This window comes from Micromonospora sp. NPDC093243, assembly GCF_044753725.1.
In the GTDB taxonomy this organism is placed as follows: Bacteria; Actinomycetota; Actinomycetes; order Mycobacteriales; family Micromonosporaceae; genus Micromonospora.
In genome coordinates, this window is record NZ_JBIVNT010000011.1 from 181,832 (window position 1) to 198,293 (window position 16,462).

At 69.6% G+C, this 16,462-nt stretch carries 14 protein-coding genes and 1 pseudogene; 13 read left to right on the forward strand and 2 right to left on the reverse strand.

Features of this window, described 5'->3' with window-relative positions; genetic code table 11:
* Positions 1–42 precede the first annotated feature (42 nt).
* The 7 genes from ACIP9D_RS30480 to ACIP9D_RS30510 all read left to right on the forward strand — a co-directional run bounded on the left by ACIP9D_RS30480 (position 43) and on the right by ACIP9D_RS30510 (position 8,765).
* Entirely contained in the window at positions 43–1,503 is a 1,461-nt protein-coding gene (locus tag ACIP9D_RS30480) for a benzaldehyde dehydrogenase (protein ID WP_350874246.1), read from the forward strand.
* 15 nt (positions 1,504–1,518) lie between these two features.
* On the forward strand, positions 1,519–2,349 hold the full coding sequence (locus ACIP9D_RS30485; protein WP_350874245.1) for an IclR family transcriptional regulator: 831 nt from the start codon (positions 1,519–1,521) through the stop codon (positions 2,347–2,349).
* 50 nt (positions 2,350–2,399) lie between these two features.
* Positions 2,400–3,542, forward strand: coding sequence for an MFS transporter (locus tag ACIP9D_RS30490; RefSeq protein ID WP_350874244.1), 1,143 nt, complete (start codon positions 2,400–2,402; stop codon positions 3,540–3,542).
* A 117-nt stretch (positions 3,543–3,659) separates the two neighbouring features.
* Positions 3,660–4,829 carry a 4-hydroxybenzoate 3-monooxygenase gene (gene pobA, locus ACIP9D_RS30495; RefSeq protein WP_350874243.1) on the forward strand — a complete coding sequence of 390 codons (1,170 nt, stop codon included), beginning with the start codon at positions 3,660–3,662 and terminating at the stop codon, positions 4,827–4,829.
* 250 nt (positions 4,830–5,079) lie between these two features.
* Positions 5,080–5,517: a transposase gene (locus ACIP9D_RS30500; RefSeq protein ID WP_350874242.1), complete on the forward strand. Its 438-nt coding sequence runs from the start codon at positions 5,080–5,082 to the stop codon at positions 5,515–5,517.
* 1,312 nt (positions 5,518–6,829) lie between these two features.
* Entirely contained in the window at positions 6,830–7,504 is a 675-nt protein-coding gene (locus ACIP9D_RS30505; protein ID WP_350874241.1) for a hypothetical protein, read from the forward strand.
* 1,000 nt (positions 7,505–8,504) lie between these two features.
* Positions 8,505–8,765: a hypothetical protein gene (locus ACIP9D_RS30510; protein WP_350874240.1), complete on the forward strand. Its 261-nt coding sequence runs from the start codon at positions 8,505–8,507 to the stop codon at positions 8,763–8,765.
* A 209-nt stretch (positions 8,766–8,974) separates the two neighbouring features.
* Here the strand turns inward: ACIP9D_RS30510 and ACIP9D_RS30515 are convergent, their stop codons facing one another.
* On the reverse strand, positions 8,975–9,535 hold the full coding sequence (locus ACIP9D_RS30515) for a hypothetical protein (protein ID WP_350874239.1): 561 nt from the start codon (positions 9,533–9,535) through the stop codon (positions 8,975–8,977).
* Positions 9,536–10,307: 772 nt separating this feature from the next.
* Here ACIP9D_RS30515 and ACIP9D_RS30520 point away from each other — a divergent pair.
* The 6 genes and pseudogenes from ACIP9D_RS30520 (at position 10,308) to ACIP9D_RS30545 (ending at position 16,058) form a co-directional block, all read left to right on the forward strand.
* Positions 10,308–10,655, forward strand: coding sequence for a pentapeptide repeat-containing protein (locus tag ACIP9D_RS30520; protein ID WP_350874238.1), 348 nt, complete (start codon positions 10,308–10,310; stop codon positions 10,653–10,655).
* Between the two features lie 661 nt (positions 10,656–11,316).
* Positions 11,317–13,156 (forward strand): annotated as a pseudogene (locus ACIP9D_RS30525) (IS481 family transposase).
* Between the two features lie 14 nt (positions 13,157–13,170).
* On the forward strand, positions 13,171–13,455 hold the full coding sequence (locus ACIP9D_RS30530) for a DUF3027 domain-containing protein (RefSeq protein WP_350874237.1): 285 nt from the start codon (positions 13,171–13,173) through the stop codon (positions 13,453–13,455).
* Positions 13,456–14,121: 666 nt separating this feature from the next.
* On the forward strand, positions 14,122–14,676 hold the full coding sequence (locus tag ACIP9D_RS30535; protein ID WP_350874236.1) for a CbrC family protein: 555 nt from the start codon (positions 14,122–14,124) through the stop codon (positions 14,674–14,676).
* A 157-nt stretch (positions 14,677–14,833) separates the two neighbouring features.
* Complete coding sequence (locus ACIP9D_RS30540) at positions 14,834–15,466, forward strand: hypothetical protein (protein WP_350874235.1); 633 nt, start codon at positions 14,834–14,836, stop codon at positions 15,464–15,466.
* Between the two features lie 262 nt (positions 15,467–15,728).
* Positions 15,729–16,058: a hypothetical protein gene (locus ACIP9D_RS30545; protein WP_350874234.1), complete on the forward strand. Its 330-nt coding sequence runs from the start codon at positions 15,729–15,731 to the stop codon at positions 16,056–16,058.
* 126 nt (positions 16,059–16,184) lie between these two features.
* On the opposite strand, the gene ACIP9D_RS30550 is transcribed toward ACIP9D_RS30545, so the two are convergent.
* On the reverse strand, positions 16,185–16,462 hold a 278-nt coding region (locus ACIP9D_RS30550; protein WP_350874233.1), incomplete at its 5' end, for a transposase.

Sequence of the window (16,462 nt, forward strand, 5' to 3'; positions counted from 1 at the left end):
CGATCGGCGCACGCGCCGTCCCCACCCCTCGAGGAGACCACCATGGCCCTGCTCGACAGCGGCATCTGGCACGGCACGCTCTACAGCGACGGCTGGCGGGAGCCCACCGGAGGAACGGCGAAGGTGCGCTCCCCCGCCACCGGCGAGGAGATCGGTGCCGTCGGCGTCGCGAACGCCCACGACGTGGCCCGCGCCTGCGCCCGAGCGGCCGAGGCCCAACTCGCGTGGGCCGCCAGCAGTTATCTGGAACGGGCAGCGGTGCTGCGCCGAGCCGGACAACTGTGGGAGCAGCACTCCGCCGAGGTCAGCGACTGGCTGGTACGCGAGGCCGGGTCGATCCCGCCCAAGGCCGGCGTCGAGACCGACACCGCGGCGCAGGAGTGCTACGAGGCGGCCGCGCTCGCCTCCCGCCCGCTGGGCGAGATCATCCCCAGCGCGCAGCCCCGGCTCAGCCTCGCCCGCCGGCTCCCGGTCGGCGTGGTCGGCGTCATCGCCCCGTTCAACTTCCCACTCATCCTGGCGATCCGCTCCGTCGCGCCGGCACTGGCCCTGGGCAACGCGGTGGTGCTGAAGCCGGACCTGCGCACGGCGGTCGCCGGCGGGCTCGCCATTGCCCGGATCTTCGCGGAGGCGGGCCTCCCCGAAGGGCTGCTGCATGTCCTGCCCGGTGGGGTGGAGACCGGGGAGGCGCTGGTCGCCGACCCGCATGTCCGGGTGGTCAGCTTCACTGGCTCGACCGCCGCCGGGCGCAAGGTCGGCGAGGCCGCCGCCCGGCACCTCAAGCGCGCGCATCTGGAACTCGGCGGCAATTCCGCACTCATCGTGCTCCCTGACGCGGACCTGGACCTCGCCGTCTCCGCCGGCGCCTGGGGCTCGTTCCTGCACCAGGGGCAGATCTGCATGACCACCGGCCGGCACCTGGTCCACGAGAGCCTGGCCGACCGGTACGTCGCCGCGCTCGCCGAGAAGGCCGACCGCCTTCCGGTCGGCGATCCGGCCAAGGAACAGGTGGCGCTCGGCCCGATCATCGACGAACGGCAGCGCGACAAGATCCACAATCTGGTGACGGCCAGTGTCGAGGCGGGCGCGCGACTGGCCGCCGGCGGCAGCTACGACGGCCTGTTCTACCGCCCGACGGTGCTCGCAGACGTCACGTCCACCACCCCGGCATACGAGCAGGAGGTCTTCGGACCAGTCGCCCCGGTCATCACCTTCGCTGACCCGGAGGAAGCGGTGACACTGGCCCGGAGCACCGAGTACGGCCTGTCCCTCGGCATCCTCGGTCGCGACGTGATGAGGGCGATGGCGCTGGCCGATCGCATCCCGAGCGGCATCGTGCACATCAACGACCAGACCGTCGGTGACGAAGCCATCGCTCCGTTCGGCGGGGTGGGCGCCTCCGGCACCGGCTCCCGCTTCGGCGGTGCGGCGGCGAACGTGGAGGCGTTCACCGAGACCCAGTGGCTGACCGTGCAGGGCGACATCGCCCGATACCCGTTCTGACCGAGGGAGACCACCGTGGCGGGCGGAATACGGGCCCCGGGCACGTCGGTGACGGCCCGGGTGCTCGCCATCCTCGGCGCGTTCGACGTAGCCCATCCGGCGCTGACCCTCAGCGACCTCGCCCGCCGGGCCGGGCTGCCCCTCGCCACAGCGCACCGCCTGGTCGGCGAGCTGGTCGCCTGGCGCGCGTTGACCCGCGATCCGGACGGCGCGTACCGGATCGGCGTGCGGCTCTGGGAGGCCGGGCTGCTCTCGCCACTGCACACCCGGCTACGGGAAGTCGCGCTGCCGTTCCTGCAGGACCTGCACACGGCAGTACGAGAGAACGTGCACCTGGCGGTCCGCGACGGCGACGAGGCGCTCTATGTGGAGAAGGTGACCGGGCATCGCGCGGTGCCGATCATCTCGCGGGTCGGGGGCCGATTGCCGCTGCACGCCACCGGGGTGGGCAAGGCGTTGCTCGCCTTCGCCCCACCCGACTTCGTCGCGGCGCACCTGCGCCGGCCGCTGACCCGCTGCACGCCGTACACGGTCACCGAGCCCGGTCGGCTGGCTGGGGAGCTGGCCGTCGTTCGGGCCCGGGGCTGGGCACGCACCAGTGAGGAGATGACCCTCGGCTCCTGTTCGGTGGCCGTTCCGGTACTCGACGTGGACGGCACGGCGGTCGCGTCGATCGGCGTCGTCGGGCACAGCCTCGGCGCGGCTCCGGAGCGGTTGGCGCCGGCCCTGCGGGCGGCGGCCGAGCGGGTGGCTGGCCGGCTTGCCGACACCGCCGATGACCCGTACCCGACGTTGCAGCACGGCATCGCGGTGCGACGGCGGCCGAACGGTCGCGCGAGCGCATGAGGGTGGCAGACGAGCGAGCACGAGCCGGTACGCGGACCGAGCGGGCGAGCATGGCCGGTCCGCTCACGTTGATCGGCGTGCTGCTGCTGGCGCTCAACCTGCGCGCGGCCATCGCGGTGCTCGCGCCGCTGCTGCCCGACGTCCGGACCGACCTGCAGCTGGGCAGCGGCGCGGCCGGACTGCTGACCACGCTGCCGGTGCTCTGCTTCGGGCTGCTCTCCCCCTTCGCGGCGCTGCTGGGCCGGCGAATCGGCGTGCAGTGGTCCCTGCTGTTGGGGATGCTGGGCATCGTCGCCGGCAGCGCGCTGCGCGTGCTGCCGGGGCTCTGGGCAGTGGTCGCCGGCACGGTGGTGATCGGTGCCGGGATCACGGTCGGCAACGTGCTGGTGCCAAGTGTGGTCAAGCAGGACTTTCGCCGCCGCCAGGGAGCGGTGACCGCGTCGACAACGGCGGCGCTGACCGGCGGGGCCGCCGTCGCGGCCGCAGTGGCGGCGCCGTTGTCACACACCGGGCTCGGCTGGCGCGGCGCCGCGCTGCTGGTGGGCGGACTGGCCGCAGTCGCTGCCGTGGTGTGGTTGCCGCAGCTGCGTCGCCGGCACGTCGCCCCGAAGATGGCGGTCGGTGGCGCCTCGGTGCTCCGCTCCCCGGTCACCTGGGCACTGGCCGCATTCATGGGCATGCAGTCATTGACCTATTACGCACTGCTCGCCTGGCTGCCCACGATGGTGCGGGACAGCGGGGTGTCCGCGGCAGGCGCCGGGTGGGCCCTCGGGCTGTTCAACCTGCTCGGCATCGCCACCGCGATTGCCGCACCCGTCGTGGCGTCGCGGCTACGCGACCAGCGCGTGTTCGGTGTGCTGGTGGCAGCGGCCTGGGTGGTGGGACTGTTCGGGCTGCTGGTGGCGCCGTCGCTGTACCTGCTCTGGGCGACGGTGACCGGGCTGGCGCAGGGGGCAGGGATCGGACTGGCACTGGCGCTTCTGGTGCTGCGGGCCGGCACCCCGCAGAGCGCCCGCGACTTGTCCGGGACGGTTCAGTCGGTCGGCTACCTGGTGGGCTCGACCGGCCCGCTGCTCCTCGGCCTGCTGCGCGACCGGTCCGGGGACTGGTCCCTGCCACTCGGCGCGCTCTGCGTCGCGGCGCTGGCGATGGCCGTGGCGGCCCTGTGGGCCGGACGCGACCGATCGGTCTGACCGGATCTTCCGCTGGATGGAAACCCGGTAGGGCGAACCGGCGCGGCTGCGGGCAGTCTGGTGCCCTACCCGGAACAGGGTCGCGGCGTCTGCCGCGGTCGAGGTGAGGAGGCACGGATGCGTACCCAGGTCGGCATCGTCGGAGCGGGGCCGGCCGGTCTCATGCTGTCGCACCTGCTGCACCTGCAGGGCATCGAGTCGGTGGTGGTCGAGAGCCGCAGCCGGGCGTACGTCGAGCAGCGGGTCCGGGCCGGGGTGCTCGAGCAGGGCTCGGTGGACCTGATGCGCCGCGTCGGGCTCGGCGAGCGGCTGCAGCGCGAGGGCATGCGGCACGAGGGCATCGAGCTGCGATACGACGGGGAGTCGTACCGGGTGCCGATGACCGAGCTGACCGGGCGGGCGATCACGGTCTACGGGCAGCAGGAGGTGGTCAAGGACCTCATCGCCGCCCGCCTCGCCGCCGGCGGTTCGATCCTCTTCGAGACCGAGGCGGTACGCCTGGAGAACCTCGACTCGTCGCCGACGATTCACCTGCGTCAGGACGGCCGCGACATCGAGTTGCACTGTGACTTCGTGGCCGGCTGCGACGGCTTCCACGGGGTCAGCCGGGGCGCGGTGCCCGACGGCGTGCTGCGCACCTACGAGCGGACGTATCCGTTCGCCTGGCTCGGCGTGCTGGCTGCGGCTCCCCCGGCGGTGGACGAGCTGATCTACGCCAACCACGAACGCGGGTTCGCGCTCTACAGCCTGCGGTCGCCGGAGATCTCCCGGCTGTACCTGCAGGTCGCGCCGGACGATGACATCGCCGACTGGCCCGACGAGCGGATCTGGACGGAGTTGCGGGCCCGGCTGCAGACGGTGCCGGGCTGGTCGCTCAACGAGGGACCGATCGTGGAGAAGTCGATCACGCCGATGCGCAGCTTCGTGGTCGAGCCAATGCAGTGGCAGCGCCTCTACCTGGCCGGGGACGCCGTGCACATCGTGCCGCCGACCGGCGCCAAGGGCATGAACCTCGCCCTGGCCGACGTGGCGCTGCTCGGCGAGGCATTCGCGGCCTGGTACGGCGACGGGCGGACGGACCTGCTGGAGAGCTACTCGACGACCGCGCTGCGCCGGGTGTGGCGGGCGCAGCACTTCTCCTGGTGGATGACCTCGATGCTGCACCGCTTGGACACCGACGACCCGTACGAGGCGAAGCTGCAGACCGCGACGCTGCGGTATGTGGCCAGCTCCCGGGCGTACGCCACGAGCCTGGCCGAGAACTACGTGGGTCTACCCCTGGTCTGACTGTGAGGATGGCGGGGTCGGTTCAGCAGTAGTGAGCTGACAGCTGGTGGTGGCGGGCGTGACCCTTGCTCTGACTGGCTTCGTGCCTTTGCCGGGACCTGTCCGCCCGCTGCTGCCGGTGCCGGTCCGGCGGGAGACGTTGGCCTGATCAGGAGCTTGACCGCCAGTAGCAGCTGGCGTGTCTCATCACAGTCCTGCCATCTCCGCACCGGACCGGACCCTTGCGTCCCCCACGGTGAGGAGAGAACGCATGTCCATGCTGGCAGATCTGGTGGAGGTCGTCATCGGCGTCGACACCCACTCCGCCGCGCTACTGGATACCCGCACCTGTGGTGTGCTGGCCAAGGTCAGGGTGAGCACCGACCCGGACGGCTACGCGCAACTGGTAGCGCTGGCCGAGCAGCATTCGGGTTTGCGGGCCTGGGTGCTGGAAGGCTCCGGTGGCTACGGCGCCGGGCTGGCCCGGCACCTGGCCGACGCCGGTGAACTGGTCGTCGAACTGGGCCGCCCGCTGCGCCCGGCCCGCCGCGCCGGGGCGAAGTCCGACCCGATCGACGCCGAACGCGCCGCTCGCGAGGCCCTGGCCCGCACGCGGCTGGCAACTACCCCAGCGCATGGCAGGCGCCGCGTGTCGAAGCTGCGGCAGGCTGTGATCGACCGACTGCATTCGGTAGAGTGCGGACGTTGATCGTCGGCGATGGTCGAGGGTCGGAGGGGTGCCGGGATGACTCGACGGGCCGGGCGGGTGACACGGTTCGCGCTGCGTCTCGGGCTCCTGGTCGGCGGGATCGTCGCGGCCTGGGGCGCTCATGAGAGCGGCACCACCGCAGCCGCCTACGCCGCTGAGCCTCCACCGGCCGCGCCGGTGGGCACCGCAGTCGACCTTCTCACGGGCGCGCTCCGCCCGATCCTCGGCACGGCGACACCACCGCCGGCACCGGAAGGGACCGCCGACGAGACGGCCCGGGGGATCCCGCCGAGCGGAGTCGACCCGGCACCGATCCGTCCACCAGCCCGGCCTGAGACCCGGCCGGCGAATCAGGTCAGCCCACCGCCCGCCGGCCCTATCCAGGTCGGCACGCCGAAGCCCGCCGACGGCGCGAGCCGTCCGGCCATCCCGCCGCGCCGTGGGAAGGCGCTGGTACCGGTGGCGGACGTTCTCCGCCCGGTCACCGAGCCGGTCCGGGCCGGGGTGCTCACCCCCACGAGCGAGGTGCTACGGCCGGTTACCGACCCGGTGCTGGCCAGTGTGCTCGCCCCACTGGCCAACGACCTCAACCCGGCGACCCAGCCGCTCGCCCCGATCCTTTCCCCCGTTTGGCGAGAGCTGGAGCCGCTGCTCGATCCGCTGAGTCCCGTGCTCGAGGCCCTAGACCCGGTGACGGACCTCCTGGACCCGTCCACCGGCCCCCAGGCAACACCGCCACCGACGGCCCTACCACCACCGACGCCGACGCCGACCGGCACGGTCGACAACCTCGTGAGCGGCGCCGATCCCGGCTGCTGCACCGGATCGGTCGGCGAACGCGCCGGACCCGTTTCGGGCCCTGCCCTCAACAGCACGTCGACGGCCCGGCATTCGACGACACAGCTGTCGTCCTCTCCACGCCTCGTCCGTTCCGACGGCCCACACCCGTCCCGGCCCGACGCGCAATCCAGGCCAGCCATGCCAGCCCCTGGCACCAGCGGATCCGGCCACTCCGGCACCGTCCACGGGGACTCTTCCGACGCCCCCACTTCGATATGGACGCCGCCCAGCCTGCCAGGGAGCCGCTGCCACTCGACCGGCCGCGACGCTCTCCCGTCCCACTCGCCCCGCCCGGGCACCCGGCCCGCCTGACCGGCGCGCCGTTGCGTGCCGTCCGCACGGCACCGGCGGTCTCTGCGTACCCGTATCCCTGACGGCCCTTTGGTGGCCCGCGCCGGCGCGCGGCGGTCCCGCGACGACTCCGGCACCCTCTCCCGACATACCCGATCACGATGGTGACTAGGAGTTATCCATGAGCATGCCCGTCGTCCGGGCCCGGTGGTGCGACATCGGCCGGATCGCCGATCTCGTCACCGAAGCCCTCTCTCCCACCGCCCTCGGCGCCTGGCTTGTCCCCGACGAGCGACGCCGGCGGGTCGTCCTCGCCGCCGTCGCCCGGATCTGGACCGAACACGCGCTGCTCTTCGGCGACGCGTTCCTGCTCCCGGACGGCACGGCCGCGACCGTCTGGTTCCACCGCTACCGACCGATCCCGCCCCCCGCCGAGTACGCCGACCGGCTCGCGCTCGCATGCGGCAGGCACCGGAACAGATTCCGCACGTTCGACCAAGCCCTTACCACACGGCGGCCCGCCGAGGCGCACAACCACCTGGCACTACTCGCCGCGCCGGGCCCGGCGAACTCGAACCGCGCCGCGGCCGTCCTCACCGGAGCGCAGCGCTGGATGGACACGCTCAACCTGCCCACGTACGCGGAGGTCTTCAACGACGCCGACCGCGACCTCTTCCAGCGGCACGGCTACACCCACCGTGACGCCATCCGCATTCGCAGCCACACCACCACACACGCAATGTGGCGGCGGTCGCCGTCCCGGACCGGCCGATCCAGCCGCAACACTCGCTCACCCCTTCAGCGTCCACTCGTCCTACCCCACAACAACCCAACAACCCACTTCGCGCGGCGCTGATCCACCCGACCTGACCGGAGTGCCCTCACCGTCGCGGCCAACGGGCCGCAAAGGGACGTATCACGGCGGGCGGATGCGGGGGGTCTCCTGCTCGTCGGCCGCCGGGCGAACTCTGACCTTCAGCGCACGCAGAGCCAACCGGCCGCGCCCGACTCCGCGGCGAGATCTGTCGCCGCTAGCGCGACGCTCGCCCTCACCCCCGCCGCGCTTTCGGATGCTCCGAAGAGGTCTCCGCGCCGAAGGGGCTGGTCAAAGCTGTGCCCGTAGGATCGATACCTCAGATGACGGAAACGTCGGCAACTCCGGGACCGTTGCTTCACCGACGCGTCTGGTCTGTCATGGATTCGCACGGACAACGACGGACCACACCGCAGCCTCGACGATTCGTAGCCGGCGCGGGTGCGGGTACATCCCGAGCTCTGCGATGGCGCCTCAGCCGGCGCCGTCCAAGCCCTCGCTGGTACCAAGACCGCCATAACCACAATGATGGTTATTCAAAGAGATGGCTCCATAAGTGTCACTATGGTGCGGCCCCCGCCGGACCACGAGCCGGCTTCAGGCGCGAGTGATCATTCAGGCATCCCCAGCGGCGTGGGAGTTCAATTCGGCGGGACGACACGACCCATTGCCCCACCGTCGATGACGCTCAGCGCAACTCTAAGGCTCGCGCAAGTCTAGTTGCGGTGGGACCTCTCCGGGTTCGCCGAGAGGTCTCCAACCAGAGGCGCGTGGTCGGGGCGTGCCCGTGGGATCAGCGTCCCAGTTAACAGCCCGCCCCTGGAGGTCGGCCTGAACGACCCTCGTCAACGCATGGCAGCGGTGCCGCGGCGGATTTCGGCGGCCCGAGATGTCGGACGGCGCTCGCAGTGTGGGAGCGGCGACAGGTGACCGCTTCGGATGCCGCTGGGGTCAAGTGCCTCCTCGTCGAGCCCGACGCGAAGGTGCCCGCCCACCAGGCCCTGGCGCTCGTCGTCGAGTCACCGCGAAGCTCACCCCCTGGTTGTCCACCTGGACCGAGCTGCTGGCCGTCCCGTTGCCGCGGCGGCGGCTGGTCGCAGCGGTGGAGGAGTGGATGTACGACCTGCGGATGGACAGGCTCCCCTGGGACAGCTGGCACGACGAGGACGCCTGGTGCCTCGCGCTGTCGTTGTGGGTGCTGCGTTACGCGCCGGCCGCGGTGCGGGAGCACGACGCGCCGGCCGAGTTGCACGACGACGTACGGTTGCTCGCCCTGCCCTACGACGATCGGTGGGACCGGTAGCCCCGGCCGGCGTCCGGGATCGGGCTGCATCGACCCCCGTTCCGACCCCCAGCTGCTCAATCGACTGGGCTTCAGGCATATCGGCTCTGGGTGGACTTTCGCTGAGCCCGGAAGCTCCTTGATCTGCACCGTCGGTACCCTGGCGGGACGGCTCACGTGGGTCGGGCATGGCAGCGGGAAGACAGCAATGCCGCTTTTGCGATCTGGCGCTATGAGGGATCGGCGGTGGTTGCCTGCTGCACCTGCGCGCGGAGCATCCCGAACTCGTCCCGGCGATCCCTCTTTTCGAGAGACTTGATGGTCAGCATTCCGATACTGCCGCTGTCAGCCCAGCCGCAGATCGTGACCGTATATGCCATGGCTTCGTCGCTCCTGCCGCAGCGGGCCTCGCCACCCAGCGGCCCAGGCTCTGCTGGACGTACATCCTGAATATCACGCGTTGTCGCGTAAAGCCGGTCCAGCGCTTCCGTGGGGTTGGCCACCGTTCCTGCCACTGCGCTGATCGAGATCGAATCGGTGAGGGACGTTTCACTCGTGTAGACCTCACCGAACGTGCTGGTCGGTTGACTCACATACTGTTTGATGAGGTTCGCGGCGTGTTTGGCTTGCTCGTAGGTGAAGGCATCGGGAGATCGTGGAAGACCAGCCAGCTGCTCGGGCGCCTCAAAGCGGGTTGACAGGGCAGGAGACTGCTTCGGCTGCCCCGGGGGCTGAGCCGACGATTCGGCTGGTCGTGAGCAGCCCGCCAAGAGAAGTGCAGTGAGGAACACCGCCGCGCCGAGCGGAGCCGCAACTGACCTTGGAATAACTGGGCCGCGATCGTGCATGTGCCGCTCTTCCTTCCGTGGGTGGAGTCGAGACGATACGCGGTCCTTGTGCTCATCGCTGTCCCGTTCCTGGTGCTGACCTCCAGCTAGCACACTCCCAATCTCGTCTGCCGTCGACCCGCCCTCGTGGGGAGCGGGCCGCCGCCCGGCCCGCCACGTCAAGCGGACCTTGACGCAGATTCGGATGCTGGCGGGTCGGCCGGTGGTCTGCTCGGCTTGCCCGGGTCGATGGCGGGCGGGATGGCCTACCGCAACCACCCACGGACCGTGACCCGCCGGCGGAGCACCCGGCCATCTCGGAGCCGGAGAGCCCCCGCCGGAGGCGCCCTAACCGCAACCCCGCGACCGCCGTCAACTCGCCGACGCGGCCGGCGTGCGGTCCCCTGCGCCGCGCGGGTCTTGGCCGCGCGGCCCGGCCGGCTGCCGGCCCACACACCACCGGCAATGGTCCTTTCGTCTTCGGCGGCCCTCCGGGCTTCCCCCCTTCCGCGCCAGCCGACGGGCGTAGGCGTGACGGCCGCAGAGCGCCAGCGGCAGCGGCCGACGCGCGCCCAGGCGGCGGCGCGTGCGGCCCGTTGCGGGCCGCCTTGATAGACGTACAGAAAGTCCTCCCACACACGCTAACGAGCGGCTGTCCTGCGCCGGTGAATGCCTCGCAAGTGAGTGCGTAGAAAGCCGGTGGTTCGGCAACGGGCGACCACGCTACGGTTCGCGGATGAGCATCCTGCCCGGCGCGACGAGGAAATCGTTCGCGGGTCGCGATCTTCGACATCGCACCCTTGACGGGCACTCGTTCAAGTTGTGTGACTTCCGTGGCGTCGACCTCCGGGGTGCCTCCCTCCGCGGTGTCAGCTTCGCTGGCTGCGATCTGCGGGATGCCGACCTGCGTGACACGGATCTGTCCTACGCACGGTTCAGCTACGTCATGACGCACGATCCGGCGTACGGACGCACGGACGTTACCGGGGCTCGATGGAACGGGGCCGACCTTCGAGGCGTCACCGCCGAGCGCGTCATTGGGTGGCCGCACGGCCTCTCAGACTCCGGGGTTACGTCGGGTTGACGTGTCGGCACCCGGTGCTAGTCTGGCGCTCGTCGAGCACGCCAGCGCGGCCTTCCTGCCGGATAGCTGGACTCGACTTCGGAGATGCCGAGCGGCCTTCCTGCCGCTGATGCGGGCCACGTCCCATCGGCTCTCGATCGCACCGGCCAGCATGCCGGTTCCCCGAATCCGCTGAGCGGCCCAGCACGGCCTTCCCTACCGTCCACGATGGCCCCGATTCGGTGGGTGCAGTTGAGTGCTGTTCGGTGCGGTTGGATGCCGTTCGGAGCCCGTTCAGGGCACCCGGTTGCTCCCAGTCTGCTCCCCCGAGCCGACGCCGACACCCGGGCTGCTGCCGGTCAATCGACGCCGCGCTCGTCCGCAGCTCATCCGCCACCGACAGCAGGCGCACCCAGGACCGGCTCGGGCCAGCGCCGGCCCGAAACAGCCAACTCGGTGTTCCCAATTTGCTCCCACTGCCCTTCGATCGGCGGCAGCCCCTACTCGCGCCACCGCACTGGCGCGCGCCCAGGCGGCGGCGCGCGCGGCCGTTTCAGGGCCGCCCCTAGAAGACGTACAGAGACTTGAACGGGGATGCTGGTGAGGCGATTGTCCGGTCTCGGGACCTGCGTGACACATCGGTATCAGGACCTGGGTGAAACTCCGCCGAGTGTTGGTGGAGATGTGCGTGATGGAACAGCGGTACCGCGCCGTTCAAGAGGTGCTGGCCGGGTCCACGGTCACCGATGTCGCCGAACGGTTCGGTGTCTCCCGTCAGGCGGTGCATCGCTGGTTGGCCTGGTATGCCGACGAGGGGCTGGAAGGTCTGGCGGATCGGTCCAGCCGGCCACGTTTCTCGCCTGGGCAGACCCGGCCGGAGGTGGAGGCGCTGATCTGTGAGCTGCGCCGGAACCATCCTCGCTGGGGTGCCCGTCGTCTGGTCTTCGAGCTCGGCCGCCGGGACTGCCCTGGACCGATCCCGTCGCGGATCACCGTGCATCGGGTGCTGATCCGACACGGCCTGGTCAACCCGACGCCTCGCCGCCGTCCTCGGGAGGACTACAAGCGGTGGGAACGTACCCGGCCGATGGAGCTGTGGCAGCTGGACGTCGTCGGCGGCATCCGGCTCGCTGACGGTGGTGAGGCGAAGGTCGTCACCGGCGTGGATGACCACTCCCGGTTCTGCGTCATCGCTGCCGTAGTCAGCCGGGCCACCGGCCGGGCCGTGTGTCTGGCCTTCGCCGAGGCTTTGCAGCGGTTCGGGATCCCCGAGGAGGTCCTGACGGACAACGGTAAGCAGTTCACCGGCCGGTTCAACCAGCCCCGCCCGGCCGAGGTGATGTTCGAACGCATCTGCCGCGACAACGGCATCGTGGCCCGCAGCACCAAACCCCGCACCCCGACCACTACCGGCAAGGTCGAACGGTTCCACCAGACCCTGCAACGCGAACTCCTCGACGAGGTCGAGGTCTGGGCCAGCCCGGAAGAGGCCCAAGCCGCCATCGACGCGTTCCGGGACGAATACAACCCCCAACGGCCGCATCAGTCCCTGAACATGGCATTCCCCGCCGACCGGTTCACCGCCCCACCAGCCGACGAGCAGCTGCCTCTGCGGCTGCCCCGGACGCTGGCCACCACGATCCCCGCGCCCCGAAAGCCGCTGCCGATGCCCCCCGGCGCCCACCGGGTCGGCCACCGTTGCAGCCGCACCAGTGACAACCGGCGAAGGTGTCGGCCTGGCCGTGGAGGTCACCCGGATCGTTCCCGCCTCGGGCAACCTCACCGTCTGCGGGCAACAGTTCTGGCTCAGCCCCACCCGCGCCGGACTCCCGGTCACCCTCTGGGCCGACACCACCGTCATCCACCTGCTCATCGACGGTGTCCGACTCAAAACCGTGCCGTCCCGGCTCACCCCTGCCCACCTGCGGCAGCTCCTCGACGACGACGGCCAACCCGCCGGGCCACCACCGATCACCACAGGGCCCGTCCAGGTCGGTGCCCCGATCGAGGTCGAACGGCTCGTCAACGCCACCGGCCTGATCGGCCTCGCCGGCCGGCAACACCCCGTCGGCTACCACTTCGCCGGCAGGCGTGTCACCGTCCGACTCGACCGCGGCCTCATGCAGATCACCGCCGACGGTGTCCTGCTGCGCAGCCTGCCCAACCCACTCACCCCGGCCGAACAGGCCCGTATCCGCGACGCCCGCCCCGCCGGACCACCACCCACCCCGGCACCCGAGCCGGTCCGGGTCGAACGCCGTGTCAGCTGCCGAGGATCTCTGGTCGTCGCCGGGCAACGCATCCACGTCGGCATCGCCCACGCCGGAACAACCCTCACCGTCGAAGCCGCCGACACCACCTTCCGCGTCCACAACGGCGACCAGCTCCTCACCGAAGTGCCCCGCACCACCACCAAGCCCATCGCACGATTCAAGGTCCGCAAGCCGGAGCCGCCCCGGCAAGGGCACGCCGCCTCGACGTCCTACCCGCCAGAAAATCCCTCCTCCGATCGGCTCTCGTGACGCACCCTGATCCCATGGCACAGGGCAAACCGTGGACCGGCAACGACGCGGACCACAACAACCACTGCCACCAGCGGTGGATCAAACAACGCAACCGCGACACCGTCGACCCGGCCTACCCAGAAGCCTGGTACGACGAGCAATGCGGCGGATGTCGATTCTGGATCCCCCTCGACGGCGAACTCGGCCACGACTACGGTGCCTGCACGAACCCCGCCTCGCCCTTCGACGGACGGGTCCGCTTCGAACACGACGGATGCGCCGCCTTCGCCAACCGCGACGACGGCTCCTTCGGATAACCCAACGCAAGCAAACTGAAGATTGTCTAGCCGGACGTGTCACCCACGTCGAGACTGATCTGTCACGCACGTCCTGAGACTCGACATGCTGGTGAGGCGATCTAGGCGCATCGCTGTCCGCTCTCAGGACGGGCGTGAGACATCGGTATCGGGACCTGCGACACTCCGTCGGATGTTGTCGTAGATCATCCTGCAGGCAGGGGTGGGTGCAGTTGAGCGCTGTTCCGTGCCGTTGAGGGCTGTTCAGAGCCGTTCAGGGCACGCTGCTGCTCCCAACCTGCTCCCCCGAACCGGGCGCCACACGGCGCTTGCTGCCCTCGGCCGCGGTCGTGCTCGACCCGCAGGTCGTCCGCCAAACTCAACGCTTGCCAGGCAGGTCCAGTAGCAACGGCTCCGTCGGACGCTGCGTAGGACCCTTAGCCCACGCGTTCCCAATTTGCTCCCGGCCGGCCGATTGGCAGTAGGAAACCGTCTGCGGTTGACCCTCAAGGCTCATACGATCGGCCGCGAGCGGCGTGGCGGCACACGGTTGCCAGGGATCGACTTGCATGGCCGCCACCTGAGCTAAAACAACGGGTATCTCGTGGGCGTTCATGATTACCAAGCACCGAAGTGCGGCTCATGACAGGCATGAGGCGATGATCAAGAGCTGGCATGATTGGCATCGTGACCGAGCCGGTGTTCCGCTACCACCCCGACCCTGTGGCGACAGGCTCGGCCGTGCGCACCGACCACGTGTGCGGCGTCTGTGGGCATCAACGCCACGTGCGCTACGAGGGACCCGTCTACGGCAAGCAGCCTGGCAGCCTGTGCCTGCAATGCATCCACTCCGGTCAAGCAGCCGCGACTCTCGCAACCGCCGCGCTCGACGCAGGCATGAACGCCCAGTTCAGCGACGCCGTCGACGTACCCGACGACGTACCGTTCGACGTAGTCGAGAAGGTCACGCAGCGGACACCGGGCTTCCACGGATGGCAGCAACCATCGTGGCTGTACCACTGCGGCGACGGCGCCGCGTTCCTCGGACCCGCCGGCTACAGCGATCTGGAGGCCCACGCAGACGCCCTTGACATGGTCCGCGAGAACTGCCGACAGCTCGGCTGGTCGCCTCAAGACACCGACCTGCTCCTGCATTCACTGGACCGCACCGGCGAGCCAACGGCGTACCTATTTCGATGCTTGCACTGCGGCGCCTACCTCGCCTCCTGGGATATCGGCTAACCACACGCCCAACCACGTCAAGGCCCCGCAGGAAGGCAGCGAACGACCGCGGCCCGGGGCCCGGGCCGCGCATGCCGGGCATGTGCAGATGCCGACGTCGACACCGGGTAGCCGGGGCTGGGTAGGCGTGGGACTTCATGATCTTTAGGGTGCCCTCATGGTGGTCAACTTGCCGTCTTCGTGGTGCGCCACGGATCTCGGGGTATATCGCCCATGTCGATACACCTACGAGCGGTACCCGCTCGACAGCGTGCCGTCCGTGCTTGATGCTCTCGGCGGCTTCCGATGGCTGGGCGATCGAGGACAGCGCGACGCCGGCAACATGGGCCTGCTGACTCGCCTTGAGATGAGCCTCACCGCCGTCGGTGTGGCACTGCCCGACGACTTCCTTGGCTTCTACTCCTGGAACGGCTGGGCAGCCGAGCTGGACACCGTGTCCGTGACCGGATGCTGGACCAGGCTTCGTCCGCTGCCAACGTTCAGCCCCGTCGAGCCCGGCGCGTTCCTCGTCCGCTTCATGTCCGACCAACAGGACTGCGTCACCTGGTACCTGTACCTACGCCGCGGGGAGCCGGCGTTCGTCGTGCACGCGTACGGCTTGGACCTCGATTACCACGACGACGACGAGGACTTCGGAGTGATCTACCGATGCGCGTCCTCGTTCGAGGAGTTCGCCTACCGGTTCTGGGTAGAAAACCGGATTTGGCGGCACCTGCACGATCCAGATGCCGGACCGCTACCGCCACGCCTCGCCGGATACCTTGCGCACTATCCGAAGCCGCCGTCCTGACGATCCCGGTGCGGCGGCGAGAGCCGCTCACCGGCAGGACCGAGCATCGAGTCTCATCGCACGCCATCAGGACCGGGCCGCAGGTTCGGCGGCAGATAAATGGCAGACAAATCGCCGACCGGAACTCTGCCAGGATCAGGAACTTCCAAACGTCTCGTCCTGTGTCACGATCGATTGCCTTGAGCCCGAGCGGGTAGCCCGATCGCACGCCCGCTCCACCTCGGCATGGCGGGACCTGGCTCGCATCGGTCATCCTGTGCCAGTGACCGACACGCGACCGCACTTCTCCACCAGGGCAACACTCGCCCGTGGCGTCCTGGCCGGCCTCGTCGCCAATATCGTCGGAGTGGTCTACCTCTGCGGTGCCGCCGCAGGCAGGTTCGAAAGCAACGCTGGCCTGACCGTTGCCATCGCGCTCTTCCTGCTCGTGTCCGTGCCGAATCACATCCTCAACTGCTTCAAGGACCGGCTACCCGCCCCGGTCAGCCGGATCAATGATCTGGTCGGGACAGCGCTGATCGTCATCGGCGTGGCCGCCCTGCTCGGAACATCATTCGCGGTGTTCGTCCTAGGGATCCAAATCTTCGACTGACCGTCGCAGCCCTGCCTGCTGCCATCCCGCCGACCCGCAAGCCGCGGAGCGGTCAGGGCCAACGTGACAAAGAGGCCCCAGGGCCGGTGGCTTACGGCCTCTACCCGCGCCGTCTTACTGATCGTTTCAGAATGAGGTTCTGAGTCGTCGCAGGCAGATGATGCTGCATGCGAGTTGAAGCAGACCATGGTGGAGGTCGGCGCGTATCTCGTAGCGGATGCGGAGCCGCTTGAACTGGTGGAGCCAGGCGAAGGCCCGCTCGACTACCCAGCGGGTCTTGCCGAGTCCGGAGCCGTGGGCGACGCCGCGGCGGGCGATCCTCGGGGTGATGCCGCGGCGGCGGAGGATGCGGCGGTACTTGTCGTAGTCGTAGCCTCGGTCAGCGAAAAGTCTGCGGGGTCGTC